General features: G+C 36.3%; 27 protein-coding genes and 1 other annotated feature. Of the genes, 21 read left to right on the forward strand and 6 right to left on the reverse strand.

Features of this window, described 5'->3' with window-relative positions; translation table 11 throughout:
* The first annotated feature begins 161 nt into the window (after positions 1-161).
* From MHB74_RS02280 to MHB74_RS02315, 8 genes are all read left to right on the forward strand, one after another.
* Complete coding sequence (locus MHB74_RS02280; RefSeq protein WP_061676693.1) at positions 162-533, forward strand: DnaJ family domain-containing protein; 372 nt, start codon at positions 162-164, stop codon at positions 531-533.
* Positions 534-543: 10 nt separating this feature from the next.
* Complete coding sequence (locus MHB74_RS02285; protein WP_061676694.1) at positions 544-858, forward strand: thioredoxin family protein; 315 nt, start codon at positions 544-546, stop codon at positions 856-858.
* 13 nt (positions 859-871) lie between these two features.
* A complete protein-coding gene (locus MHB74_RS02290) occupies positions 872-1,123 on the forward strand; it encodes a hypothetical protein (RefSeq protein ID WP_000394367.1) in 252 nt (83 codons plus the stop codon).
* Between the two features lie 126 nt (positions 1,124-1,249).
* Entirely contained in the window at positions 1,250-1,393 is a 144-nt protein-coding gene (locus MHB74_RS02295; RefSeq protein ID WP_000817921.1) for a hypothetical protein, read from the forward strand.
* Positions 1,394-1,473: 80 nt separating this feature from the next.
* Positions 1,474-2,055: a TetR/AcrR family transcriptional regulator gene (locus tag MHB74_RS02300; protein WP_001254436.1), complete on the forward strand. Its 582-nt coding sequence runs from the start codon at positions 1,474-1,476 to the stop codon at positions 2,053-2,055.
* Between the two features lie 65 nt (positions 2,056-2,120).
* Entirely contained in the window at positions 2,121-3,353 is a 1,233-nt protein-coding gene (locus MHB74_RS02305; protein WP_061676695.1) for an MFS transporter, read from the forward strand.
* 56 nt (positions 3,354-3,409) lie between these two features.
* Positions 3,410-3,661: a helix-turn-helix transcriptional regulator gene (locus MHB74_RS02310; protein ID WP_080119822.1), complete on the forward strand. Its 252-nt coding sequence runs from the start codon at positions 3,410-3,412 to the stop codon at positions 3,659-3,661.
* A 12-nt stretch (positions 3,662-3,673) separates the two neighbouring features.
* Positions 3,674-4,066: a hypothetical protein gene (locus MHB74_RS02315; protein ID WP_061676696.1), complete on the forward strand. Its 393-nt coding sequence runs from the start codon at positions 3,674-3,676 to the stop codon at positions 4,064-4,066.
* Between the two features lie 43 nt (positions 4,067-4,109).
* Here the strand turns inward: MHB74_RS02315 and MHB74_RS02320 are convergent, their stop codons facing one another.
* Together MHB74_RS02320 and MHB74_RS02325 are read right to left on the reverse strand one after the other, a co-directional pair.
* The gene (locus tag MHB74_RS02320) at positions 4,110-5,393 is read right to left on the reverse strand and encodes an MFS transporter (RefSeq protein ID WP_061676697.1); all 1,284 of its coding nucleotides are present in this window, start codon (positions 5,391-5,393) and stop codon (positions 4,110-4,112) included.
* Between the two features lie 108 nt (positions 5,394-5,501).
* Complete coding sequence (locus MHB74_RS02325; protein WP_061676698.1) at positions 5,502-6,815, reverse strand: alkaline phosphatase family protein; 1,314 nt, start codon at positions 6,813-6,815, stop codon at positions 5,502-5,504.
* A 154-nt stretch (positions 6,816-6,969) separates the two neighbouring features.
* Here MHB74_RS02325 and MHB74_RS02330 point away from each other — a divergent pair, with 154 nt between their 5' ends.
* Both MHB74_RS02330 and proS read left to right on the forward strand, forming a co-directional pair.
* A complete protein-coding gene (locus MHB74_RS02330) occupies positions 6,970-7,263 on the forward strand; it encodes a YesK-like family protein (protein ID WP_073518143.1) in 294 nt (97 codons plus the stop codon).
* Positions 7,264-7,356: 93 nt separating this feature from the next.
* Positions 7,357-7,563, forward strand: a binding site (T-box leader).
* A 46-nt stretch (positions 7,564-7,609) separates the two neighbouring features.
* On the forward strand, positions 7,610-9,040 hold the full coding sequence (proS, locus tag MHB74_RS02335) for a proline--tRNA ligase (RefSeq protein WP_061676700.1): 1,431 nt from the start codon (positions 7,610-7,612) through the stop codon (positions 9,038-9,040).
* A gap of 114 nt (positions 9,041-9,154) precedes the next feature.
* Here the strand turns inward: proS and MHB74_RS02340 are convergent, their stop codons facing one another.
* Positions 9,155-10,249: a cell wall anchor protein gene (locus MHB74_RS02340; protein WP_340843795.1), complete on the reverse strand. Its 1,095-nt coding sequence runs from the start codon at positions 10,247-10,249 to the stop codon at positions 9,155-9,157.
* A gap of 202 nt (positions 10,250-10,451) precedes the next feature.
* Here MHB74_RS02340 and MHB74_RS02345 point away from each other — a divergent pair, with 202 nt between their 5' ends.
* The 7 genes from MHB74_RS02345 to MHB74_RS02375 all read left to right on the forward strand — a co-directional run bounded on the left by MHB74_RS02345 (position 10,452) and on the right by MHB74_RS02375 (position 17,028).
* Entirely contained in the window at positions 10,452-11,330 is an 879-nt protein-coding gene (locus MHB74_RS02345) for an ROK family protein (RefSeq protein ID WP_061676702.1), read from the forward strand.
* Between the two features lie 128 nt (positions 11,331-11,458).
* On the forward strand, positions 11,459-12,055 hold the full coding sequence (locus MHB74_RS02350; RefSeq protein WP_001121586.1) for a TerD family protein: 597 nt from the start codon (positions 11,459-11,461) through the stop codon (positions 12,053-12,055).
* Between the two features lie 23 nt (positions 12,056-12,078).
* Entirely contained in the window at positions 12,079-12,663 is a 585-nt protein-coding gene (locus tag MHB74_RS02355; protein ID WP_061676703.1) for a TerD family protein, read from the forward strand.
* A gap of 80 nt (positions 12,664-12,743) precedes the next feature.
* A complete protein-coding gene (locus tag MHB74_RS02360; RefSeq protein WP_061676704.1) occupies positions 12,744-13,322 on the forward strand; it encodes a TerD family protein in 579 nt (192 codons plus the stop codon).
* 72 nt (positions 13,323-13,394) lie between these two features.
* The gene (locus MHB74_RS02365; protein ID WP_061676705.1) at positions 13,395-14,186 is read left to right on the forward strand and encodes a TerC family protein; all 792 of its coding nucleotides are present in this window, start codon (positions 13,395-13,397) and stop codon (positions 14,184-14,186) included.
* A gap of 109 nt (positions 14,187-14,295) precedes the next feature.
* Positions 14,296-15,927 (forward strand): YceG family protein, encoded by a 1,632-nt coding sequence (locus MHB74_RS02370; RefSeq protein ID WP_061676706.1) that lies wholly within the window; start codon positions 14,296-14,298, stop codon positions 15,925-15,927.
* Positions 15,928-15,945: 18 nt separating this feature from the next.
* Positions 15,946-17,028 carry a toxic anion resistance protein gene (locus MHB74_RS02375; RefSeq protein ID WP_061676707.1) on the forward strand — a complete coding sequence of 361 codons (1,083 nt, stop codon included), beginning with the start codon at positions 15,946-15,948 and terminating at the stop codon, positions 17,026-17,028.
* Between the two features lie 35 nt (positions 17,029-17,063).
* Here MHB74_RS02375 and MHB74_RS02380 read toward each other — a convergent pair whose 3' ends face one another.
* Both MHB74_RS02380 and MHB74_RS02385 read right to left on the reverse strand, forming a co-directional pair.
* Complete coding sequence (locus MHB74_RS02380; RefSeq protein ID WP_061676708.1) at positions 17,064-19,730, reverse strand: cation-translocating P-type ATPase; 2,667 nt, start codon at positions 19,728-19,730, stop codon at positions 17,064-17,066.
* Between the two features lie 189 nt (positions 19,731-19,919).
* On the reverse strand, positions 19,920-20,144 hold the full coding sequence (locus tag MHB74_RS02385; protein WP_000366196.1) for a DUF1128 domain-containing protein: 225 nt from the start codon (positions 20,142-20,144) through the stop codon (positions 19,920-19,922).
* Positions 20,145-20,318: 174 nt separating this feature from the next.
* On the opposite strand from MHB74_RS02385, the gene MHB74_RS02390 reads away from it, so the two are divergent.
* From MHB74_RS02390 to MHB74_RS02400, 3 genes are read left to right on the forward strand one after another with little or no spacing between them, the layout of a single operon-like run.
* Positions 20,319-20,783 (forward strand): low molecular weight protein-tyrosine-phosphatase, encoded by a 465-nt coding sequence (locus MHB74_RS02390; protein ID WP_000250910.1) that lies wholly within the window; start codon positions 20,319-20,321, stop codon positions 20,781-20,783.
* Between the two features lie 53 nt (positions 20,784-20,836).
* Positions 20,837-21,352, forward strand: a complete 516-nt coding sequence (locus tag MHB74_RS02395) for a DUF4075 domain-containing protein (protein WP_061676709.1) — start codon at positions 20,837-20,839, stop codon at positions 21,350-21,352.
* A 6-nt stretch (positions 21,353-21,358) separates the two neighbouring features.
* Positions 21,359-22,228 (forward strand): YihY/virulence factor BrkB family protein, encoded by an 870-nt coding sequence (locus tag MHB74_RS02400; RefSeq protein WP_001226530.1) that lies wholly within the window; start codon positions 21,359-21,361, stop codon positions 22,226-22,228.
* Between the two features lie 186 nt (positions 22,229-22,414).
* Here the strand turns inward: MHB74_RS02400 and MHB74_RS02405 are convergent, their stop codons facing one another.
* Entirely contained in the window at positions 22,415-24,340 is a 1,926-nt protein-coding gene (locus MHB74_RS02405; RefSeq protein WP_061676710.1) for a heavy metal translocating P-type ATPase, read from the reverse strand.
* Positions 24,341-24,611: 271 nt separating this feature from the next.
* Here MHB74_RS02405 and MHB74_RS02410 point away from each other — a divergent pair, with 271 nt between their 5' ends.
* Positions 24,612-25,562, forward strand: a complete 951-nt coding sequence (locus MHB74_RS02410; RefSeq protein WP_061676711.1) for a DMT family transporter — start codon at positions 24,612-24,614, stop codon at positions 25,560-25,562.
* The last annotated feature ends 1 nt before the right edge of the window (position 25,563 follow it).

Here is a 25,563-nt window from a genome sequence, read left to right on the forward strand (position 1 = left end):
TAATACGGATTACACATGAAAATAAAATATTGATTAGGGGGGAAAAGGCTTCTTGTAATTAAATTTGAGAAAAAATTGTATGAAGTCAATTTGTAATAGCGTAGCGAGATGAGAAAATATCATGTAAAATAATAGTAAAAATATGTAAAGGAGCGAGTGGTGTGGATGTCTTTTTGAACATTGCTGAAGAAAAAATTCGACAAGCAATATGGAATGGAGACCTTGATTATATTCCGGGAAAAGGAAAACCACTACAATTAGAAGACCTTTCAATGGTACCTCCAGAACTTAGAATGAGTTATAAAATTTTAAAAAATGCGGGCATGATTCCACCAGAAATGGAACTACAAAAAGATATATTAAAAATAGAAGACTTAATTGCGTGCTGTTATGATGAAGCAGAGAGAAAAGAATTACAAGAAGAGTTAACAGCAAAAACGCTTCGTTTTCAGCAGGTAATGGAAAAGAGAAAGATTAAAGATAGTTCAGCTTTTCGTATGTATCAAGGTAAAGTATTTCGTAAATTACGCTAAGAGGGATAAGATGAATACATTTGAAACGATAGAAGAATTAGCAACATATATTGAAGAACAACAATTAGTGCTACTCTTTATTAAAACGGAAAATTGTGGTGTTTGTGATGTTATGCTAAGAAAAGTAAATGGCGTACTAGAGAATTATGAATACGTAGAGAAAGTAGAAATATTACTACAAGACATGCAAGAAATTGTGGGGCGATATGCAGTATTTACAGGGCCAACAGTTTTATTATTTTATAATGGAAAAGAGATCCTTCGTGAATCGCGCTTCATTTCACTTGAAAATCTAGAAAGAACCATTCAATTATTCGAAGATTAAGGGAGGCTTTTATATGGAATTTATTATTGTCATACTATTATTTGTTGTAGTTGGAACGATCGTAACAGCAGTTCGATCAAACAAAAAGAAGGTAAATCTTACGAAACAAAATAACATTCATAATTCATCTAACAATTCATCACCATTATTTTTCTTTGCTGGATCTGATAATGATAGCTCGCATGGAGGATCACATGATTGTGGGGGATCTTTTGGCGGAGATAGCGGAGGTAGCTGCGATGGTGGCGGAGGCGGCGGTGATTGATGAGAATACGCCCTATAACGGGCGTATTTCTTTTTAAACAAACGTTTGATTAGTTGGCTTACATATGCATAACAACAGTTAAACAAACGTTTGATTAATATTTTTAACGTACTAAGGGGAATAGAAATGAAAAGGGAACTGAAAGTGAAAAACAAGGGGAAAGTAGTGTTATTTTTATTAGCTGCGGGAGGCGTAGTTCTTGTTAAATTAGGATTTAAAATTGGAATCATACATATGATTCGAACGTGGTTTGAAAGTACGTTTTCTTAAATAAGGAGTATAGCCTCTTGCGATAGAGGTTTTTAATTTGTTATTATTAGACTGAACGGTCGGTTTAAAGAGGTGTGAATATGAGAAGAAGTGCAGAAGAGATAAAGAAAGAAATTGCCTATAAAGCAGAAAGTCTGTTTTCACAGAAGGGCTATGCAGCTACATCTATGGAAGAGATTTGTGAAATTACAGAGAGAAGTAAAGGAAGCATTTATTATCACTTTAAAAGTAAAGAAGAATTATTTTTATTTGTAGTGAAACAGCATACGTATGATTGGCTTGAAAAATGGAATGAAAAAGAGAAGTTGTATAGTACGAATACTGAAAAACTATATGGTCTCGCGGAATATCATGTCGAGGACATACAGCAGCCCATTTCAAATGCAATAGAGGAATTCTCTATGAGCCAAGTTGTAAGTAAAGAGATTTTGGATGAACTATTGGCTTTAACTAGAGAATCATATGTTATGTTTGAGAAACTAATTGAAGCAGGCATACAGTCTGGAGAGTTTCGTGAAGATAATACGCGTGATCTTATGTATATTGTGAATGGATTATTATCGGGGCTTGGAGTACTTTACTACGAGTTAGATTATAAAGAGTTGCAACGTATTTATAAAAAGGCAATAGATGTATTGTTAAAAGGAATGGCAGCTGAATAATAAGTCAGTTGCTTTTCTTACAAAAAAACTAGACCGAACGGTCGGTTTATGAAAGGGGAATGAAAATGAACGCTTTATTTAAAAACCGAGCATTTATGCTCGTTATGGCGTCTGATATTTTACAACAATTTGCAATTTGGATCAGAAATATGGCTCTTTTATATTTCATAATGGAGCGAACGAATAATGATCCAGTTTCAGTTTCTTTGTTATCGGTTATGGAATATGCACCTATTTTTATTTTCTCGTTTATCGGTGGGGCGCTAGCTGATCGCTGGAATCCGAAAAGAACAATGGTTGCTGGAGATGTATTAAGCGTACTGTCTATTGTAGGAATTGTCTTGTTGTTAAAGTTAGATTATTGGCAGGCTATATTTTTTGCAACACTCATTTCCGCGATTGTAGGTCAGTTTTCTCAGCCATCATCTTCGCGTATATTTAAGCGCTACGTAAAAGAAGAACAGGTAGCAAATGCGATTGCATTTAATCAAACATTACAGTCATTATTTCTGATTTTTGGACCAGTAGTAGGATCGCTTGTGTACACACAACTTGGTTTATTTACGTCACTATATAGCTTAATCATTTTATTTTTGTTATCTGCTATTGCTCTTTCGTTTTTACCAAAATGGGTGGAACAAGAGCAAGTGGCGAGAGATTCATTGAAAAATGATATAAAAGAGGGGTGGAAATACGTTCTTCATACGAAAAATTTACGTATGATTACGATCACTTTCACCATTATGGGCTTAGCTGTTGGACTAACGAATCCATTAGAAGTGTTTCTTGTAATAGAACGGCTTGGAATGGAAAAAGAAGCAGTTCAATATTTAGCCGCAGCTGATGGAATCGGTATGTTAGTCGGTGGGATTGTTGCTGCAGTTTTTGCTTCAAAAGTGAATCCGAAAAAGATGTTTGTATTCGGTATGAGCATATTAGCAATATCATTTTTAGTAGAAGGGCTATCTACATCATTTTGGATTACTAGTTTCATGAGGTTTGGAACAGGTATTTGTTTAGCTTGTGTTAATATCGTTGTCGGTACGCTTATGATTCAACTTGTACCAGAAAATATGATTGGAAGAGTAAATGGAACAATTTTGCCGCTGTTTATGGGGGCGATGTTAATCGGAACTTCACTAGCTGGAGGATTGAAGGAGGTGACTTCACTAGTTACTGTATTTTGTATAGCAATGTCACTTATTTTATTTGCGATAGGGCCAGTTCTACGCATGAAAATAAATAAAGAAGATGTCGCTAATACAGAGGAACTAACAAATTCGTTAGCCTCGAAATAACCATTGTAAGGGAGCAGAATTGCTCCCTTTTCTTGTGGCAGTCTTTTGACAATGAAATGTACCGACTATATACTAATGTTGTAAAAACGATTTTACATGTTAGGAGAAAAGATGTGAAAAATCAAATTTATGAATTACGCACTGAAAACAATATTTCACAAGGTGCATTAGCTGATAAGTGTAAAGTTTCAAGACAGACGATAAATGCAATTGAGAATAATAAATATGATCCAAGCTTAGCGTTAGCATTCCGTTTAGCTGAAGTATTAGGAACAACTGTTGATAAACTATTTTTGTACAAGCTGTAGGGGGAATAGTTGTTGGGGAAAGAGAAAATAAGCCTTGTAGTTACGACATTAGTGGCTATAAGTACGTTAGTGTTTGCACTTTATTATTGGTTAATTGAACTTCAAGTAAACTGGTATGCACTATTTATTTGTAGCATCGCATTACATTATATGTTTAAAAGTTTGGCATCGCATAATGTGGAAGGGACAACGGAGGAGAAAGAAGATGTAGAAAAGCATGTATTAAAAACAAGTGCAAATGTTACGTATTATGTACTTGTTGTATTAATTTTTGGTTTGTTTTTCGCATCGGTAGGTTTTAATAAATGGATTGATTTTCATAACATACCGCTTTTGTTTGCGTTATGCGCTGCGATAGTTGTAAAGCCGGCTGTAGAATTTTTAATTGTAAGACGTTATCGATAAAATAAGAAAAAGATCCTCTTCTCATATGAAGAGGATCTTTTTCTTATAGCGTTTTCGTTTTTGGACTAGGTGGTGTAACGGATGTACTATTTTCAGGAACTCTAGTTAATAAGAATCCACCGATAATGAACAGTACAATAATACTAAGGACACCAGCGTTTGTTTTTCCCGTTAATTGCGTCGTAACACCGACTAATACTGGACCCATAATCGCTGCGAACTTGCCAAATATATTATAAAATCCGAAGAATTCATTTGCAGATTCTTTAGGTACTAGTTTTGCAAAATAGGAACGACTAAGCGCTTGAATACCACCTTGAGAAGTGGCAACTAACATTGCTAAAATCCAGAAATCGAGTGTTGTTTTTAAGAAATAAGCATATGTGCAGATAATGATATAAATAATAATACCGACATATAGCATTTTTTTCCCTGTAAATGTTTCTGATAATTTTCCGTATAATAAAGCGAATGGACAAGCTACAATTTGTGTAACAAATAAGATGATTAATAGATTCGTTGCACTAATACCGAGATCTGTTCCGTAAGCGGTAGACATAGTAATAATTGTATCGACCCCGTCAATGTAGAAGAAATAGGCGATTAGGAACATAAAGACTGTTTTATATTCTTTAATATTTTTAAAAGTATCAGCAAGGCGTTTGAAGCTCATTGCAATCGGTCTTGGATGGCGTTCAATATAATGCGTTTGCTCTACGTTTTTTAGCATTGGAATTGTAAATAATCCCCACCAAAGAGCTGTTATTGCGAATGAAATTTGACTAGCAATGCCGACTGATAAAGGGATAGTTCCTTTTTGAGCAAGAATAATAAGAGCGATACAACCGATAAAAGGAATGGTGCTCCCAATATAGCCTAATGCAAAGCCTCTTGTAGAAATTCGATCCATTCTATCTTTAGAGGTAACATCTACTAAAAATGCATCATAAAAAATGTTTGCTCCCGCAAAACCGATTAGTGCGAGCATATAGCAACCTAGTAATAAGTACCACTGAGATGTTGGGACGACTGCTAGCATACTTGTAAATACGATGCCGAGTCCGAAGAAGAATGTGAAAAATCGTTTTTTAAACCCTTTATAATCAGCAACTGTGCCGAGAATAGGAGCAAGTATAGAAATTAACAGTGTAGCAAACGAGTTTGCATATCCCCAATATGCTGTTGAAGTTGCACCAGATAGTCCAGCTTCTTTTGCGGCTGCTTTAAAGTAAATTGGGAATAATGCAGTTGTAATGACGAGCGAATATACCGAGTTCGCCCAATCGTATAATATCCAGCTTTTTTCTTGTCTGGACATTTTTTTCATATAATGTTCCCCCTTAAATTTGTTCTACTAACAGTGTACAAAAATAAAAATTATAAAAAGAGAAACAGTGATGATTTTTACATAACTTTTACATATATACACAGTTCTTTACAATTGAAGTAAATCCTCTACAATTGATCCGTCTGTTTCACCTAAGTGTAAACCGAGTAGTCTAGCGATAGTCGGACCTTCATCAATAAGCCTCATATATGGAATGGTAATGCCGCTTTTTATCCCTTTCCCAGCAGCGATAAAAATTGTTTCATAGTTAGGTTTTGTTGGAGAGTATCCATGCGTACCAAATGTATATTTTTTACTAGGCGTAACATCTTTTTCAGTAATTTCCTTTATAAAATCTCCTGTATAGTTTTCAGTGAAATAATAGCCTTCTTGTGCTTCCAACATAAATAAACAATTACCATCTGCACCGCAGTCTTTTACAGCTTCATCATGTAGTATAAATTCAATACCATTTTGTTTATTTTGAAGTAATTCTTCAAGTAGTAGTTGTACTTTTCGAATGATATCTGTATCATTTTTGTCTTTCACATATACATAGGCAGAGCCGTCGCAACTTTGGCAATAGACCTTCCAGTCTATTAATTTTCCTTTTGAGTTTATAGATATAAGCCCGTTTTGATGGAATAGTACATTTAATTGAATGGCTTTGTTTTCACTTAAAGCGCTATGATCACCAAGAGCGATAATTGTACTCTCTTCGTATAGGCCACTGTCTTTTAAAGCTTGAATAATTTTTCCTAGCCGTTCATCGTGTCTATGAATTGCAGCTATTGTTTCTTTTGATTCAAAGCCGTGATAGTGTCTTTGGGTGTCTAAATCGGTGAAATGTACAAACATGACATTCGGCTTCTTCGTTTGGATTGTATGCACAGCAGAAGCGAGTACGAAATCATCGAGTTCAGGCTGTGATAAACCATTTCTTATATGACCAAAACGCTGATTCAAATCTAATTGATATAGCGGGCTACCGCTAAATAATGAAACTAAAATTTGATTTTGCCACGGTCTATTTGGAAAAATTTCAGGTAAATTGTAATCAATATTTGCTCTGCCGGTAACAGGCCATAGAAGGGCAGCTGTCGTTAAATTTGCTTTACGTGCTTCATCGTATAACGTTGTTCCTTTAATGGATTTTCGGTACCAATGCCAATCTGGTGACTCGCGTCCAGGTTGAAGTAACGTATTGCTAACTACGCCATGTTTATTAGGGTAGTTTCCAGTAACGATTGTTGAGTGACTTGGGTATGTTACAGAAGGATAAATAGGTTCCACTTTTCTCGCCATCGCGCCCTTGTTTATTAATGTTTGGAAATTAGGAAGTTTTTGTAATATAGGAAAATCTAAAGCTGATAAGCAATCGAAAGATAAAATAATGACGTGATTTGTTAATGCTTTATCCATAAAGTTCCCTCCTGATTATATAAAACCTATTCTTATATATTACTATTAATACCTAGTAATAAAAATATATTTCTAGGTAAAAATTTATTATTTATTTTCAGAAAAGTTAAACATATAATTAAGTATAAGGGAATGAATGGAAGGAGGGAATACTGTGGATTGGCTAGATGAATTTAGTATCTTTTATATCATTGGCGGAATTACGATTATTCTTGTATTTGCTATTTCGTATTTACTAAAGAAACGGTTTCCAAACAAACAGTTCGATATTATATTTGCACTTAGTTTAATACTTCTTTGCTTAGCATCCTTTCCGGTTACAATGATGGTGATTGGTGGATGGGAAGGAATGGGATATGGATTTATTGGTTTCTTCGTTCTACTTGGTACACTTATCGGTATGATTGCACATCAACTTTTAAAAATCACGAGAAAAAGCTACGTATAAAACTGCAAAAAATGAAAAGAATATATAAAAATGAGAAAATTAGCTATTGTTTTAAAAAAGAATTTGTATTATGATAATCAACAAATTTATTTCGTTATAACGATGAAAAAGGACTAGTACATGCTCAACCTTTTTAGCAGAGAGAGAATCCAGTAGGCTGAAAGATTCTTAAAAAGGCGATATGGAACCTACCTTTGAGTTCTGCATATGCAGCGGGAATTTCCCGTTATCAAAAAGAGAGCATGCGCAATTTTTGTGCATGAATCAGGGTGGTAACGCCGGCAAAGCTCGGTCCCTATTTAGGGACGCGGGCTTTTTTGTATTTTCAAAAGGAGGAAGACTGACTATGGCAAAAGAACAAGTACAAGCGATTACGAAGATGGAAGAGGATTTTGCACAGTGGTACACAGATATTGTAAAAAAAGCAGAACTTGTTGATTATTCAAGTGTAAAAGGATGTATGATTCTACGTCCGTACGGTTATGCCTTATGGGAAAATATGCAGAAAGTTATGGATGAGAAGTTAAAAGCAACTGGTCATGAAAATGTGTATATGCCAATGTTTATCCCAGAGAGTTTATTGCAAAAAGAGAAGGATCATGTAGAAGGGTTTGCTCCTGAAGTAGCGTGGGTGACACATGGCGGGGATGAAAAATTAGCGGAGAGACTTTGTGTACGCCCTACATCTGAAACTTTATTCTGTGAACATTTTTCAAAAATTGTGCAATCCTATAATGATTTGCCAAAGCTATATAATCAGTGGTGTTCAGTAGTTCGTTGGGAGAAAACAACGCGACCATTCCTTCGTACAACTGAATTCTTATGGCAAGAGGGTCATACAATTCATGAAACAGCAGAAGAATCTCAAGCTGAAACGTTACATATTTTAAATCTATATGCTTCTTTCTGTAAAGACTACTTAGCGATACCAGTAATTAAAGGACAAAAAACAGAGAAAGAAAAATTTGCGGGCGCAAAGGCGACTTATACGATTGAAAGCTTAATGCATGATGGGAAAGCACTTCAAACAGGAACATCTCATAACTTTGGAACGAATTTCTCTGAAGCATTTGATATTAAGTTTTTAGATCGTAACGGTAAGTGGCAATATGTACACCAAACATCTTGGGGTGTATCAACAAGAATGATAGGTGGACTTATTATGGTTCATAGTGATAATAATGGGCTTGTAATGCCTCCTAAAGTCGCGCCAGTGCAAGTTGTTATTGTACCAATTGCTCAGCATAAAGAAGGAGTTTTAGCGAAAGCAACAGAGTTACAAGAACATATTCAAAAGGTTGCACGAGTAAAAATAGATGCTAGTAATAAAACACCAGGCTGGAAATTCAATGAGTATGAAATGAAGGGCATTCCAATTCGATTAGAAGTTGGCCCTAAAGATATTGAAAAGAATCAAGTCGTACTTGTAAGAAGAGATACGAAAGAAAAAGAATTTATATCAATGGATCAATTAGAAGAACGTATTCCAGCATTACTTGAGGAAATTCATACTTCTTTATTTAATAAGGCAAAAGTATTTCGCGATGAGAATACGTATAGTGCGACGAATTTCGAAGAGATGAAAAAAGTAGCGGATGAAAAGCAAGGATTTATTAAGGCAATGTGGTGCGGAGAATTGGCTTGTGAAGAGAAACTAAAAGAAGAGGTTGGAGTATCTTCACGTTGTATGCCTTTTGAGCAAGAGCATGTAGCTGATGAATGTATTTGTTGTGGGAAAGAAGCTAAGCAAATGGTGTATTGGGGAAAAGCGTATTAATGCGCTTTTTGATAGAGGATGAAAAGGACTTTGGGCTGCATAATAAAATGCAATCCAAAGTCCTTTTTAGTTTTACAATTTGCTTCATGTATGTTTTAGATGGAAGGATGTGTTTTATTTTGCATTTTTACGGCGAATAAATAGTAACACACCGATTAGGAATGTTGAAATTCCCATTAAAATAGATGCAGGATAATGTGTTGCCGTATTAGGTAACTTATCGCCTTGTTTTTTCTCATTATCTTTTACATTGCCACCTTGAGAACCGTTGCCCCCCTGAGAGCTGCTATCGCCTTTAACGCGGTTGCCGCCTTGAGAACTGTTATCGCCTTTAACACGGTTACCACCTTGAGAGCCGTTGCCACCAGAGCCGTTGCCACCAGAGCCGTTGCCACCAGAGCCGTTGCCACTAGAGCCATTACCACCAGAACTATTGCCACCAGAACCATTACCACCGGAGCCATTACCACCAGAACCATTGCCACCAGAACCGTTATCACCAGAACCACTGCCGCCAGAACCACTGCCACCAGAACCGTTACCACCAGAACCATTACCACCAGAGCCGTTGCCGCCAGAACCGTTATCACCGGAACCATTGCCGCCAGAACCACTGCCACCAGAACCGTTGCCACCAGAGCCGTTGCCGCCAGAACCATTGCCACCAGAACCGTTACCACCAGAACCACTGCCACCAGAACCGTTACCGCCAGAGCCGTTGCCACCAGAACCGTTGCCGCCAGAACCACTGCCACCAGAACCGTTACCACCAGAGCCGTTGCCACCAGAACCGTTATCACCGGAACCACTGCCACCAGAACCGTTACCACCAGAACCACTGCCACCAGAACCGTTACCGCCAGAGCCGTTGCCACCAGAACCGTTGCCGCCAGAACCACTGCCACCAGAACCGTTATCACCGGAACCACTGCCACCAGAACCGTTACCACCAGAACCACTGCCACCAGAACCGTTGCCACCAGAACCGTTACCACCGGAACCGTTGTCGCCAGAACCACTATCGTCCTGAGAACCATTGTTTCCTGGTGGTTTATTATTATCTTTTGAGTTGCCTTCTGCTAAATGATCGTTATTTTGTACAATTGCATTTGTTGCTGGAGAGAAGTTTTCCGTTGCTGCATTACCGATATTTAAACCGCTAAAAAAAGATAAAGAGAGTGTTGATGCTAAAATGAAGATTTTCGTCATTGTTTTCCTCCTAAGAAATTAATATTCCATCTAAAATACATCCCTTTGTAATATTTCTTAGGAAAAAGAGTTTTATGCAAAAAAAACTATATATAGAAAAAGGTGGTGTATTTCTGAAGAGAGAAAAGAGTTAGTGTAAATTCTTTATAATAGTAGAGTGGTGAGAATGTTACACGCATTACAATAGAGGAAGTGACAGCAGATGAAAGAATATATTGCATTTGATATTGGTGGTACACAAATCAAATATGGAATTGTTTTAGAAACAGGAACAGTACGAAAGCATAAAACAGTTTCAACAGAAATTCATTTGGGTGGGGAACAAATCATTCAAAAACTTATTCTTCTATCCAAACAATTAATGAATGAACATACGATTTCAGGAATTGGCATTAGTACTGCGGGAATTGTTAATATTCATAAAGGAGTTGTAACAGGAGGGGTGGAGCATATTCCGAACTACGCGACTATTCCTATTATCGATAGATTGCAAGAGGTATTACAAGTTCCTGTGTGCCTTGAAAATGATGTGAATTGTGCAGCTTTGGGTGAGAAGTGGAAAGGTATTGGAAACGGAAAAAGAAATTTTATTATGCTTACTCTTGGAACTGGTATTGGAGGAGCGATTTTTATAGATGGAGAGTTATACAGGGGACATTCTTTTAGTGCTGGTGAATGGGGAAATATGTTAATAGAAGGAAAGCCGTTTGAAGAGGTCGCTTCCATTTCAGGGTTAATTCGTCTTGTGCGAAAATATAAAGGTGAAAGTGATTGGAATGGAAAAACGATTTTCGAACTGTATGATAAAGGAGATAGAGAAGTTACGCAAGCGGTTGAGGTTTTCTTTAAACATTTAGCGATTGGAATTAGTAATCTTGCTTATATTTTTAATCCAGAAATGATTGTTATAGGTGGAGGAATTACTGGTAGAGGAAATCAGTTCTTAAAAGAAGTAAAAGAAGAGATAGAAAAATATTTAAACAAAGAGATTTATAGTAATTGTGAGATTGAACTTGCACAAAACGGTAATTGCGCAGGAATGATTGGTGCTATTTACCACTTCTTACATCATCATAAGTAAATTATATGAATGTTTTCATATAACTGAGAATTTATCCTTTTTATCACTAGGTAAATAATGCTACAATATAAGGGAAGAATACAATATTTTCCGCCTTGGAAAATGCTTTGTAGAAAGGAAGAAACTGCATGCCTATTATTTTAGAAAAAGGTCAAAAGATCGATTTAACGAAAGGACAACCGAAAGTAGCGAAACTACAGGTTGGCTTAGGCTGGGATCCAATTGGGCAATCAGGTGGGTTTCTGTCTTCATTATTTGGAAGTAAACCAAATGTAGATTGTGATGCATCTGTTGTTATGTTAGAAGGGGATCGCTTTTTAAACAAAAACGATTTAGTTTACTTCGGAAACAAGCTTTCTACTTGTGGTAGTATTATTCATTCAGGAGATAATTTAACAGGTGAAGGCGCTGGTGATGACGAAACAATTTTCGTAGAATTACATAAAGTTCCGAGCCGTATTAATCGATTAGTATTCGTTGTAAATATTTATGACTGTGTAAATCGTCGTCAAGATTTCGGGATGATTCGTAATGCATATATTCGAATTCAAAACCCGCAAACTGGTGAAGAATTAGCACGCTATAATTTATCGGATAATTATGCTGGCAAAACGACTCTAATTGCAGGTGAAATGTATCGCCACGGAAGTGAATGGAAGTTTTCAGCTGTTGGAGAAGGCACACAAGATAAAAACTTAAGTGAGATTGTATCACGTTATCAATAAAATAAACCGAGGAGGAATTGAATATGGCATCAATTTCATTGAAAAAAGGACAAAAGGTAGACTTAACAAAAACGAATCCAGGTCTTTCAAAAGTTCTTGTAGGACTTGGTTGGGATACGAATCGTTATGACGGACAAAACGATTTCGATTTAGATGTTAGTATTTTCTTAGTAGGTGCTAACGGTAAAGTTTCAGGTGCAGAGGATTTTGTCTTCTATAATAACCCAAAAGGTGCGAATGGTGCTGTTGAGCATTTAGGAGATAACCGAACTGGTGAAGGTGAAGGCGATGATGAATCAATTAAAATAGATTTAAAAAATGTACCTGCACATATTGAACGTATTTGCTTCACAATTACAATTTACGATGGAGAAGGACGTAGCCAAAACTTCGGACAAGTTTCTAACTCTTTCGTACGTATTTTAGATGAAGAAAAGAATGCAGAGCTAATTCGTTACGATTTAGGAGAAGATTTCTCTATTGAAACAGCTGTTGTAGTAGGGGAATTATACCGTCATGCAGGTGACTGGAAGTTTAATGCAATCGGAAGTGGATTCCAAGGTGGATTAGCGTCTCTATGTAACAATTTCGGTTTAGATGTAGAGTAATAGCTTCGTATATCCATCGGTGAAACAGATGTTTACTGATGGATATATTTCTTAAGATTAAAATATAGAGGTGAATATAAATGGTTATTCAATTACAAAAAGGACAGAAGATTGATTTAGGTAAGACAAGTCCTGGTTTAACGAAAGCAGTAATTGGTCTTGGGTGGGATATTAAATCTTATGACGGTGGATCAGATTTCGATTTAGATGCATCAGCATTCCTATTAGATGCGAACGGAAAATGTACGAAGGAAACTGATTTTATCTTCTATAATAATTTACAGTCTCCTTGTGGATCTGTTATGCATACAGGGGATAACCGTACAGGTGAAGGCGAAGGTGATGATGAGCAACTTGTTGTGGACTTAAAGAAAGTTCCAGCAGATGTGCACAAAATTGCTATTACAGTTACGATTTATGATGCAGAAGGCCGTAGTCAAAACTTTGGTCAAGTAGGAAATGCGTTCGTGCGTTTAGCGAATGAAGAAACGAATGAAGAAGTTCTTCGCTTTGATTTAGGGGAAGATTTCTCCATCGAAACAGCAGTTGTCTTTTGTGAATTATACCGTCATAATGGACAGTGGAAGTTTAATGCAGTAGGAAGCGGTTTCCAAGGTGGCCTAGGTGCGCTTGTAAGAGCGTATGGCTTGGATGCATAGAAAGGAAACGATATTCGTTTCCTTTTTTTGACCTTTCTATAAATCTAGCAAAGAATAGGGGATAAAGGTAAGATGAGTATTTTGCAAGGAATCCTTGATACGTATGCTCAGTTTTTCGACTTGGACATGTGGATTAAAGTGTTGCAAGATCCAGTATCTTGGGGATTAATAGGTACACTTGTTGTACTTGAAGGTTTGTTATCTGCTGATAATGCACTTGTATTAGCAGTAATGGTAAAACACCTTCCGGAAGAAAAACGTAAAAAGGCATTATTCTATGGACTTATTGGAGCTTATGTATTCCGATTTATTGCGATTGGAATTGGAATGTTCTTAATTAAATTAGCGTGGGTAAAAGTGTTAGGTGCACTTTACTTAGCTTGGCTTTCAGTTAAATACTTCATTGACAAAAGAAAAGGTAATGCAGAAGAAGAGGAAGCTCATGGTATGAACCAAAACAGTATTCTCTTCAGAATGTTTGGTGTCTTCTGGGGGACAGTTGCGATGGTTGAATTAATGGATATCGCGTTCTCTGTAGATAGCGTACTTGCTGCATTTGGTGTATCAAATGAAGTTTGGATTCTATTATTAGGTGGAATGCTCGGTATTTTAATGATGCGTGGTATCGCTGGTGTATTCTTAAAATTGTTAGAGCGTATTCCAGAACTTGAAACGACAGCATATATTTTAATCTTAATTATTGCAGCAAAAATGTTACTGTCTGTTATTCATATTGAAATAAGTCATATGCTATTCTTTATCATTTTAGTTGTAGCATTTGGAGCAACATTTATACTTCACTACATGAAGAATTCTGGACAAGCTAAAGAAGAAGTTGCAGCTACTAAAGAAGACAATAAATAATTGAAATGGGTTTGCTCGTTTTACGAGCGCCCATTTTTTATAACCAAAAATAGTTTATAATAGAAGAAAGACTTAGAAAAAACGTAAATGTTTTTGGAGGTGAACTGTTATGTTTTCACGTTTTACACTTCAACCATATGGATTAAAAGATGAATCAGATTTAAAGCAATTTGAAACACTTTTAGAAAAACGCCCACAGTATGAACTGACAGAGAATGAGATGAAATTTAGTTATATAGCATGTCGAATCCTTGGCGTTCCTAATGATGTAGATGAATATTTTAATGAGCTATTTGATTATAGTGAAGCAAAAGGAATCGAAGTTTTACACGAACAAAATTTAAACAAAGTGATTGATTCGGAAAAGCTTCGTCATATTCAAGAAGTGTTCGGATTACATCAAGAAGCACCAAACGGTCTGACAGTAAATAGGCTAGTGGCACACTTATCTGGGAAACAACTTTTACCGAAAGTAGACAATCCTGACTTGCAGCATTATATACATACGACGTTTATTTCTGTATTGAAATTGTATGAGAAACAACATAACCAATCGTTAAAAACAGAGGGATTCCGTCGTTTCTTAATTGATATAATTAAATTAAGTGAAAATTACGTAGCGAAGTGGTTTTCTACGGTTAATTATAAGAAACAAATGCCGCGTATCGTTTGGTACGGTGATGCGACGGAAAGCCGTATATATTTCTTATACTTCCTTATTATGCTCGGCTGTGATGTACTTTATTATCATCCAGAAGGAAAAGATGGATTTGAGAATGTTGATGAGGAAGGAAGAAGTTTTGTTGTGTCTCATTCAGGTCGCATTTCTCTTGAGCCATTTCCAGATCGCCGCCGCGAACGTGTTGCAACAGTAGCGTATCAAGCTTCAAAAGAAATTGAGCAAGTACTTCACCACGATAATTCACTGCTGTACAAGCCGTGGCAATTCCGTTCATATACGCCTGTAGCTCGTACGCTCAAAACAACGTATGATGAACTCTTTTTAATTACGAAAGAAAAGGCATTTGTACGCCCAACATTCTTTGTTGAGAATAAACACATTTATATCCCTTCTTTATTTGCGAAAATATCAGGTGTTTCAAAGAATGATAAAGAGTATTTTCAGCGATTAAAGGCTGTTACATCATTTGATAACAGTTTATTAATTAATACATTCCCGTTTACGAAAGAACAAAAAGCAAATTTCCAATATCATTACCGAGATGCTTTAGACCGCGGGGGGAAATTACATCCAGATTTAATTATGAACAGTCATTGGTGGCCACATAAACGATTGCCAGAAGGATTACAACATGGTATTGCAGAGGCGATCATTCATGCGTGCGAAAGTGAAATGTGTAAACCAATTGCAAAAGAGACGAAACAAGATGTAGCGCTATATGTTTTCGCACAACTTTCTCAAATACCACCGAATATTTTAGAACAGCTTGAGAAATTTGATTATTCACAAGATGTACCGAAAATTGTTATATTTAATAATGAGAAGAGTGGAGAATTAACTCGTTCTGATGCTGTTTTATTACTATTTTTAAATCAAATAGGAGTAGATGTATTCCACTTCAATCCAACGGGACGAAATGATATTGAACCGTATATTGATGCAGCAGCATTTGATTCACATTGGCTTGAAGAAGTTAATTTCGATCTTGAGTTTCATGGTTCATCAGCCTATAAAAATTTATCACAAACAATAAAAGGACTATTTCGTCCATTTTTATAAGGAAAGGGAGAATACCATATGAATAACCCAGTCGTACTAGATTCGAAAACAGAATTAAATGAGCAAACAGCACAAGATGTTCGCTTGCAACTTAGACAAGATGCAGATGTGCAACGTATTTATAATGCGGTAGATATTAAGGATCAGTTAGAATTAATCGAGCTTGGAAAAGAACCATCTATGGAAATTTCACGTTTTGCTGATCAAATCTTACATACAATGTCTTTATCAAAAATAGAAGACTCTGGAGAATTATTAAAACAGCTTGGGAAAATTATGGACAGATTCGATAGCAAAGACTTTGCGGAAGAGAAAAGTGGTTTCTTTTCACGTATGTTCAAAAAAGCGGATAAAATGATTGAACAAATCTTTAGCAAGTACCAAACGATGGGCCGCGAAATGGATAAAGTATACGTAGAAATTACAAAGTATCAAGATGAAATGAAAAAATCAATTGGTACGTTAGACGGTTTATATGAGCAAAACTTAAAATATTATTTAGACTTAGAAAAATACGTAGTAGCAGGAGAAATGTTATTAGAGCGTTTAAATACAGAGCTAGTTCCAATGTATGAAGAGCGTGTACGTAACAATGACCAATTAGCAGGTATTGAATTAGAGTCGCTTAAAAACTCTGTTGAAATTTTAGAGCAGCGTATTGATGATTTAGAGAAAGCACGTATGGTTGCGCTACTTACAGCACCACAAATTCGTATGGTTCAACGTGGTAACAATAAATTAATCGGTAAAATCAATACAGCATTTATTACAACGATTCCTATCTTTAAAAATGGTATCATTCAGGCGGTAAATGCGAAGCGTCAAAAGCTTGTTGCAGATTCTATGGCTGAACTGGATCGTCGTACAAATGAATTACTTAAGAAAAATGCACAAAATATCGCAACGCAAAGTGTGGAAGTAGCGAGATTATCGGGTTCTTCTAGTATTAAGATGGAAACACTTGAGGAAACTTGGAACATTATTTCAAGAGGTATGCAAGAAACACAACAAATTGAAGAACAAAATAAACGTGAGCGAGAAGAAAGCCGCAAACGAATGGCTACATTAACAGAGAACATTAAAAAAGAATTACAAGGATAAATGAAAAGGCAATGAGGAATAATCCTCATTGCCTTTTAGTTTCTCTTCACTAATTTAATGATCTCATTCACAACAAGCGGGATAATACTTAATAAGAGAACAAATCCCCAATCTCGCATCGTTAATGCATGCACACCAAATATATTTGCAAGAGGTGGGATGGAGATGATACAAACTTGCATAAGAACACCGATAAGAAGGGAGAATACTAAATATTTATTTGTAAAAATCCCAATTGAAAAAATGGATTTCGTTCTTGAACGCAAGTTAAATGAATGAACGAGCTGAGAAAAACTAAGAACGACAAATGCCATCGTTTGAGCATGTAATAGAGCATCCTCATCAATTCGCTCTGGGAAAAGAGGGAATAAATTTGTATCTCCGGTATAGAATTTTGCTCCGGCGATAAAGGCTATTAGCGTTAAAAGTCCAATGACAACCCCATTGAAAATAAGAAAAGGAACGCTACCACTAAATAAACTTTCTTTCGCATGTCGTGGTTTTTCCTTCATCACATCTGGATCTTCAGGATCAACCCCAAGTGATAATGCAGGCAGTGTATCTGTAATTAAATTCACCCACAAAATGTGAATAGGGCGAAGTGGTGTTGCCCAGCCGAGTAAAATAGCTAAAAATAAAGCGATAATTTCTCCGAAGTTACAAGAGAGTAGGAAGAGGATTGATTTTTTTATGTTACGATAAATATTTCTACCTTCCTCAACAGCTTTCACGATAGATGAGAAATTATCATCTGTTAACACGACATCCGCTGCCCCTTTTGCAACGTCTGTTCCTGTAATGCCCATCGCTACGCCAACATCTGCTTGTTTTAAAGATGGTGCATCATTGACGCCATCACCAGTCATAGAAACGATATTGCCTTTTGCACGTAATGCTTTTACGATCTTTACCTTATGTTCTGGAGAGACCCTAGCGAATACATGTAAGTGATCAATTTTGCTTGCTAGTTCTTTATCTGAAATGTTATCTAATTCAGTTCCAATCATAATTTCAGATATTTCTGTAGCAATGCCAAGTTCTTTGGCGATTGCAAAAGCGGTATCTTTATGGTCACCAGTAATCATAACTGTGCGAATACCGGCTTTTTTACATTCTGTAATTGAATCTTTTACTTCAGTTCGAGGTGGATCAATCATACCGACAAGACCGATAAAGATGAGGTTTTCTTCAAGATGATTTATATCCACAGTACTTGAATTGTATTGTTTAAATGCGAATGAAAGTACTCTTAAAGCTTCTCGGGACATTGCCTTTGCAGCTTCTAATATTTGATTTTTATCAGCCTCTGTTAGAATCTCGATTTTACCGTTTTTAAATATGTGGGTACATCGAGGTAAGAGTTTATCAATAGCACCTTTCGTCATGCTATAGTAGCTTTTATCGTATGTATGCACGGTTGACATCATTTTACGATCTGAATCGAAAGGAAACTCGTTAACGCGCTCATGTATCTTTTCTAAATGATCTTTTTGCATATTAAAAGTGCTTCCAGCAACGAGAAGAGCAATTTCAGTCGGGTCTCCGGTTTGTGATTCGTTATTGTAAGACGCATCATTACATAGCACCATATTCTCTAACAATAGACGTTGCGCATCGTTATTTACATTTAAATTTTCTAATTGATCGTATAAGTTATCGCTATAAAAGTGAGTAACGGTCATTTTATTTTGTGTTAACGTACCTGTTTTATCTGAACAAATAATTGTGACAGAACCGAGAGCTTCCACAGCTGGTAGTTTTCGAATGATAACGTTTTGTTTAATCATGCGCTGGACACCAATTGCAAGAACGATGGAAACGATAGCTGGCAAGCCTTCTGGAATAGCTGCAACGGCTAAACTAATAGCAGTCATAAACATTTCTAACGTATCCCGGCCTTGTAAAAAGCCGATGAAAAACATAACGATACAAATAGCTACAGCGACAAAGCCTAAATACTTGCCGACTTGTGCCAAGCTTTTTTGGAGTGGTGTCATATCATCGTCTGCTTCATGTAAAAGGGTAGCAATCTTGCCAATTTGTGAGTTCATGCCAGTTTCAACAGCAACACCGACGCCTCGTCCATATGTTACAAGAGTAGACATAAAGGCCATGTTTTTTTGATCGCCTAATGGTACTTGCTCATCACTTTGCATGGAAGGGTGGTAAATTGCATCTTTATCAACGGGGACGGATTCACCAGTTAGAGCAGATTCTTCAACTTTTAAATTTGCAGTTTCGATAAGTCGTAAATCGCATGGGATATATCGGCCAGCGTCGAGCATAACGATATCACCGGGAACGACGTGCTCAGATGGAATTTCTTTTAGTTCACCATTTCGCTTGACGATTGCTTTAGGTGTCGCCATCTTTTTCAATGCCTCTAAAGCTTGTTCTGCTTTTGACTCTTGGACGACACCAATAACAGCGTTTAAAACTACAACGAGCGCGATAATACTTGCATCAGCCCATTCACCTACAAAGGCTGAAATAAGAGCAGCAATAATAAGGACATATACGAGGACATCATTAATTTGGGCGAAAATCCGCTGCCATAACGTGCGTTTTTGTTTTGTAGCTAATTCATTAGAGCCGTATTGCTTTAAACGTTCATTTACGATTTCATCTGTTAAACCGTGTTGTTCGTTTGTTTCTAGGTCGATTAATGTTTGATCTTTCGTCTTACTGTACCAATTGCTCATAAGTAAGCACCTCCAGTAAAAACAGTTAGCAATGGTAGTGTTGCTATTATTTGTGAGTAGTATGTATGGAGAAAAAATCTAAGGTGAGGTTCTACTTCTATTGTACAATATTTTACAGTTGGTTGAGGGAAAGAGAAGAGTTGTCATGAATTTGTTGGAAATAAAAAAGAGCCTCATAAGTGAGGCTTCTTACTTTTTAATTAATGTACCTAATTCTTCTGTAATAGCTTGCATTTCACTAATGCTGAATGTTTCACGTTTCATAACATGATCATAAATGTCACGTAAGTCTTCGTACATTTCTTCATTAAAGCTAGCAGCTCTCATTGCTCCAGCATTAACCATACGTAATTTTTCTTTAATAGCTTCGACCATATATTCAACGTTTTCTTCTGACTTTACGGATAAATCCACCGAAGTGTCCCCCTTTAAAATAACATAAGGCTATCTTAACATTTTTTATCATTTTCGTTAATGAATCTTTTCAATCCTATTAAATTAGTAGGGATTTCCTTTATAATTAATAATTGGTTGTTTATACTATAAGTATATATAAAGAAATGCACCAAGAAGGGAAGAAACAAAAATATGGTTCAAGTATTGTTTGTTTGTCTTGGGAACATTTGCCGTTCTCCGATGGCAGAAGCGATTTTTCGAGATCTTGTCGTAAAAGAGGGACTCGAAGAGAAAATTGTCATTGATTCTGCAGGAACTGGAGATTGGCATGTTGGCCATCCGCCACATAAAGGAACACAAAAAATTTTAAAAGAAAATGCAGTCACTTTTGAAGGAATTAAAGCAAGGCAAGTAGAAAAAGAAGACTTAACAAAGTTTGATTATATTATTGCCATGGACAACAAGAATATAGCAGATTTAAAAAGTTTAGGTAAAACTGGAGGCTATATTGGTAGACTGTCCGATTTTGTTCCAGACGGTGGCTGGACAGACGTTCCCGACCCTTACTATACAGGGAATTTCCAAGAAGTATATGACCTTGTAACAGAAGGGTGTGCAAAGCTATTAGCTTTCATTCGAAATGAACAAGGAATATGAGGAAGCTTAGAAAGAAATACTTTCTAACATAAGAAATGAAAGGGTGAAGGAATATGGCAAAGAAAAATAATATTGCTCGAAATATTGCGATTGGTGTAGCTGCAGGTGTAGCTGTATCTATGTTGAAGAAGGAAAACCGTGAAAAAGTAAAAAATACTGCGGAAAAAGCAAAAACAAAGATGATTGAAATCGGTGAAAATGCAAAAATCAAAGAAAAAGTGCAAACTGTTACAGATAAAGGGCGCGAACTCGCTGACTTCAATGTAGTAAAAGCGAAAGTAGCAGAAATTAAAAAATTGACGCCGTCTGTTGTAGAGACGTTAAAAGAAACGAAAGAAATTTTTAGTAAGAAAAAGGTTGAGCCAGCAGAGAAGCCAGAAACGATTGAAATTCAAGCTGTATCTACAAAGGTAGATGAGCTGAAAGCAGAGGAAGAGCCAATAGTTGCTGAAGATGGCGGTATGAAGGAAGCGCGTGAATTATTTATGAAAGACTCAAATGTAGAGGAAAAAAAAACTGAAGCGTACATTGAGTTAAAGCAAGATAAAGAAGAGAAGAAAAGCGTTTAAACATATATGAGAAAAATTTTAGAAAAGGTGAGGAGAAATCGTACTTATTCGTTTGGTAAAGATTTGTATGACCGAACGATGCGCGATGATGTAGCGGGCTTGGCAGCACAGCTCGCTTATTTCTTCTTGCTTGCGATTTTTCCTGGGCTTGTTTTCTTAATTACGCTTCTTGGATTCATTGACCTTCAAACAGAAAGTGTGCTCAACTTATTAGAACCGTACGTACCCGAAGATGCAATGTCTTTAATTGAAGTAAACGTTGATAAGGTTGTAAATGAGCAAAATGGTGGTTTATTATCATTTGGTTTATTATCGATGCTATGGTTTGCTTCAAACGGGGTAAATGCGGTTATGAATGCTTTTAACCGTGCGTATGATGTAACAGAAACACGTTCTTTTATTAAAACGAGAGCTTTATCAATTGTGTTTACGTTAGCAATCATTTTTATGATTGTGTTTGCGCTAATTGTTCCAGTGTTTGGACAAGTGATTGGGGCAGCGGTATTTAAAGCAATTGGTTTATCGGATAGTTTTTCTTACGTGTGGAGTATTACGCGGTTAGTAGCGAGTTTCTTTGTTTTATTCGCATTGTTTAGTTTTTTATATACATTTGCACCAGATCGAAAGTTAAAAAGAAGAGAAGTCATTTCAGGAGCAACATTTGCTACTGTAGGATGGATTGTGGTATCGTACTCATTTGCTTATTATGTAGATAAGTTTGCGAATTACGCCAATACATATGGTGGTCTCGGTGGTATTATTATTTTAATGTTATGGTTTTACTTAACTGGGTGGGTAATTTTACTCGGCGGCGAAATTAATGGTTTACTCCATCATTATAGAACGGGTGACAATAATTCCCGTAATGAAAAGTGAGCTCTTGTTCCATAATAAAAGGGAACAGGGGGGATATTTCATGAGTAATAATAAAAAGAATCATAACAATAAAAATAACAATAAACAAAAGAGCAGTTCGCATCCAAAGCATAAAACGAGTAGTAGTGCGAACGGGCATAATAGCTATCATTAGAAAAAAACGGGTCCTCTATGAGGGACCCGTTTTTATTTGTTTCCTTTTAATAATCGTAAGCCATTCAAAATGACAAGAATTGTACTTCCTTCATGTCCAATAACACCGAACGGAAGAGCTAAAAATTGCAAGAAGTTTGAACAAATCAGCATTGCAATTACAGTTAGTGAAAAGATTACGTTTTGCTTTACAATACGGTTCATTCGTTTTGATAAGCGGATTGCTTGGGAAAGTCGAGATAATTCGTTTTTCATAAGTACAACGTCTGCAGTTTCTAAAGCTACGTCTGTTCCTTCACCCATCGCTACACCAATGCTCGCGGTAGCGAGTGCAGGGGCATCATTTATACCATCTCCGACCATTGCTACTGTCCCGTATTTTTCTTTTAGCTTCTTAATCGTTTCAACTTTTGTTTCTGGTAAGCATGATGCGTAATATTCCTTTATATTACTTTCAGAGGCAATTGCTTTTGCCGTTTCTTCATTATCACCAGTAATCATAATTGCTTCGACACCAATGCTTTGTAATTCGCGAATAGCAGCTATTGTTTCTTGGCGAAGTGTATCTTTTAAAGCGATAAGTCCAAGAATGCCTTCTTCATCACGAATATAAACGACAGTTTTACCTTCTTTTTCAAGTGAGGCAGAAATGCCATTATGGAATGTCTTTGTTTCTTCACCAATAAAATCAGCTTTACCTATTTTATAAGCTTTGTTTTCGAAGATTCCTTTTAGCCCAAAACCAGTTACATCTTCAACATTTTCTGGTTTTTGTAATGTAATGTCATACGCATGTTGTGCATATTTAACAATAGATTCAGCTAAAGGGTGTGTAGAGTGACTTTCAATTGCTGCTGTAATAGAAAGTACTTCTTTTTCTGTCATATTTTCTCGAACATATACATCTGTTACGGTAGGTTTTCCTTGTGTTAATGTACCTGTTTTATCAAAAGCGATTGCTTTTACTGAAGCGAGGCGTTCTAAATGTATGCCACCTTTAAAGAGAATACCATTTCTTGCTCCGTTAGAAATTGCAGATAACGTTGCTGGTGTAATGGCAGCAACGAGTGCACAAGGAGATGCGACTACAAGTAAGATCATAGCGCGATAAAACGTTTCATTCCAGCTCCAGTCCAGTAAGAAATGAGGAACGAACATCATAAGCGCAACAATGAGTAGTACACCTTTTACGTATGTTCCTTCAAACTTTTCGATGAATAGTTGTGATGGTGATTTTTCGCTTTGTGCACTTTGGACAAGACGGATAATCTTTTGGAATAATGTTTGATCGCTCGGCTTCGTAATTTTAACTTCGATAGCACCGCGTAAATTTACAGTACCGGCAAATACTTCATCACCGAATTTTTTCTCATTCGGAATAGGTTCCCCTGTAATAGCAGCTTCATCGATATTTGTTTCACCGTTATGAATTGTACCGTCAGCAGGAACACGCTCACCTGGCTTAATTAAAATAATGTCGTTAATTTGTAATCGTCCTACAGGAACACGTTCCTCGGTTCCATTAGAAATACGTAATGCTTCTTCAGGTTGTAAATCAAGAAGCGCTGAAATTTCTTTTTGACTTTTACTTAATGTATAAGATTCCATCGCACCGCTCAGTGCAAAGATAAAGATTAAAATCGCGCCTTCTGCCCAGTAGCCAATGATTGCAGCACCGATAGCAGCAAAGAGCATGAGCATTTCGACATTTAGCTCTTTCTCTTCAATGGTATCTTCAATACCTTCTTTCGCCTTTGCATATCCACCAACTATATAAGCAAGGATATAGCAAGTAATACCTACATTCATTGCATCGTTCTTTGTGAATAACCAACCAGCTAAAATGAAAATACCAGATGCGATTGCAAATATAAGTTCATGATGTTTCTTTAATGTATCCCATAAAGAGGGATGAGAAATAGACTTTTGTACTTGTAATGTTTTTACTTCTGAGTTCATTACTACTCGCTCCTTCCAAATTCTTATTGAGAAAAATAATCAAAATCGAAACCCCTATAAAACGACGAAAGCTGCCATCCATAATGGATAGCAGCATTTCTGTTGAATCTGTTTTTAACAGTTATTATATTGTAATTATTCTATAGTATATCATATCTTTTTATAAGATGACACATTTTTGTTTCAAGTATAAACGGAAAACTTGTGTTTTCGCAATACCTTTGGTATATATGGATATTGTTCATAAAAAGATCGGAAAGGAAGACAACAAGTGAAGACAGAGAAATTTTTTACCCATCCGATTGGCGTACTAATTGCTGCAATAGTAGCGACTTTTTTATGGGGGAGTGCATTCCCATTTATTAAATTAAGTTATGCTGAACTTGGAATTCAGCCACAAGAAGTTGGAGAGCAAATATTATTTGCTGGTTATCGTTTCTTTTTATCTGGAGTCATGCTCTTATTATTCTTTAAAGTGTTAGGAAAAGATATGAGCTTCAAAAAAGGAACGGGGAAGCAGTTAGTACAAATTGGTTTATTTCAAACATTTCTTCAATATATATGTTTTTATATTGGAATGAGTTATAGTTCTGGCATTGAAGGAGCTATCATTTCAGGAACATCATCATTCTTTCAAATTTTACTTGCTCACTTTTTATATAAAGATGACGCTCTCAATATGAGAAAAATAATTGGGGTCGCTATCGGCTTTTGTGGTGTCATTTTAGTAAATGTACCGAGTGATGGTAGTTTATCATTCCATTTCGGAATTGGTAGCTTATTACTTCTTAGTGCAGCAATGTTGTATTCATATGGAAACATATTGGCGAAAGAAGGTAGCAAAACATTAGATGTTGGCTATATGACAGCATACCAAATGATTTTTGGTTCTATCGGGTTATTATGTATAGGGGCTTTGCAAGTTGGAGTCATGCCATTTACATTTAGTGTACATGCAATACTTATGCTTCTCTACTTATCTTTCTTATCCGCAGCAGGTTTTTGTATTTGGAATACGATTATGAAGTACAACAAAGTTGGAAAAGTATCAATGTACATGTTCTTTATACCCGTATTTGGTGTGTTATTGTCGAGCATAATCTTAGGAGAAGCAATTCATTCATTTGTATTATTTGGTTTAGCATGTGTAGCTGCGGGAATTATCGTGGTGAATCGTACGCCAGCTAAGCAGAAAATCGAGCGAGAAAAACAAGTAGCATAAA

The sequence above is a fragment of the Bacillus sp. FSL K6-0069 genome, assembly GCF_038007785.1.
GTDB classification, from domain to species: Bacteria; Bacillota; Bacilli; order Bacillales; family Bacillaceae_G; genus Bacillus_A; species Bacillus_A mobilis.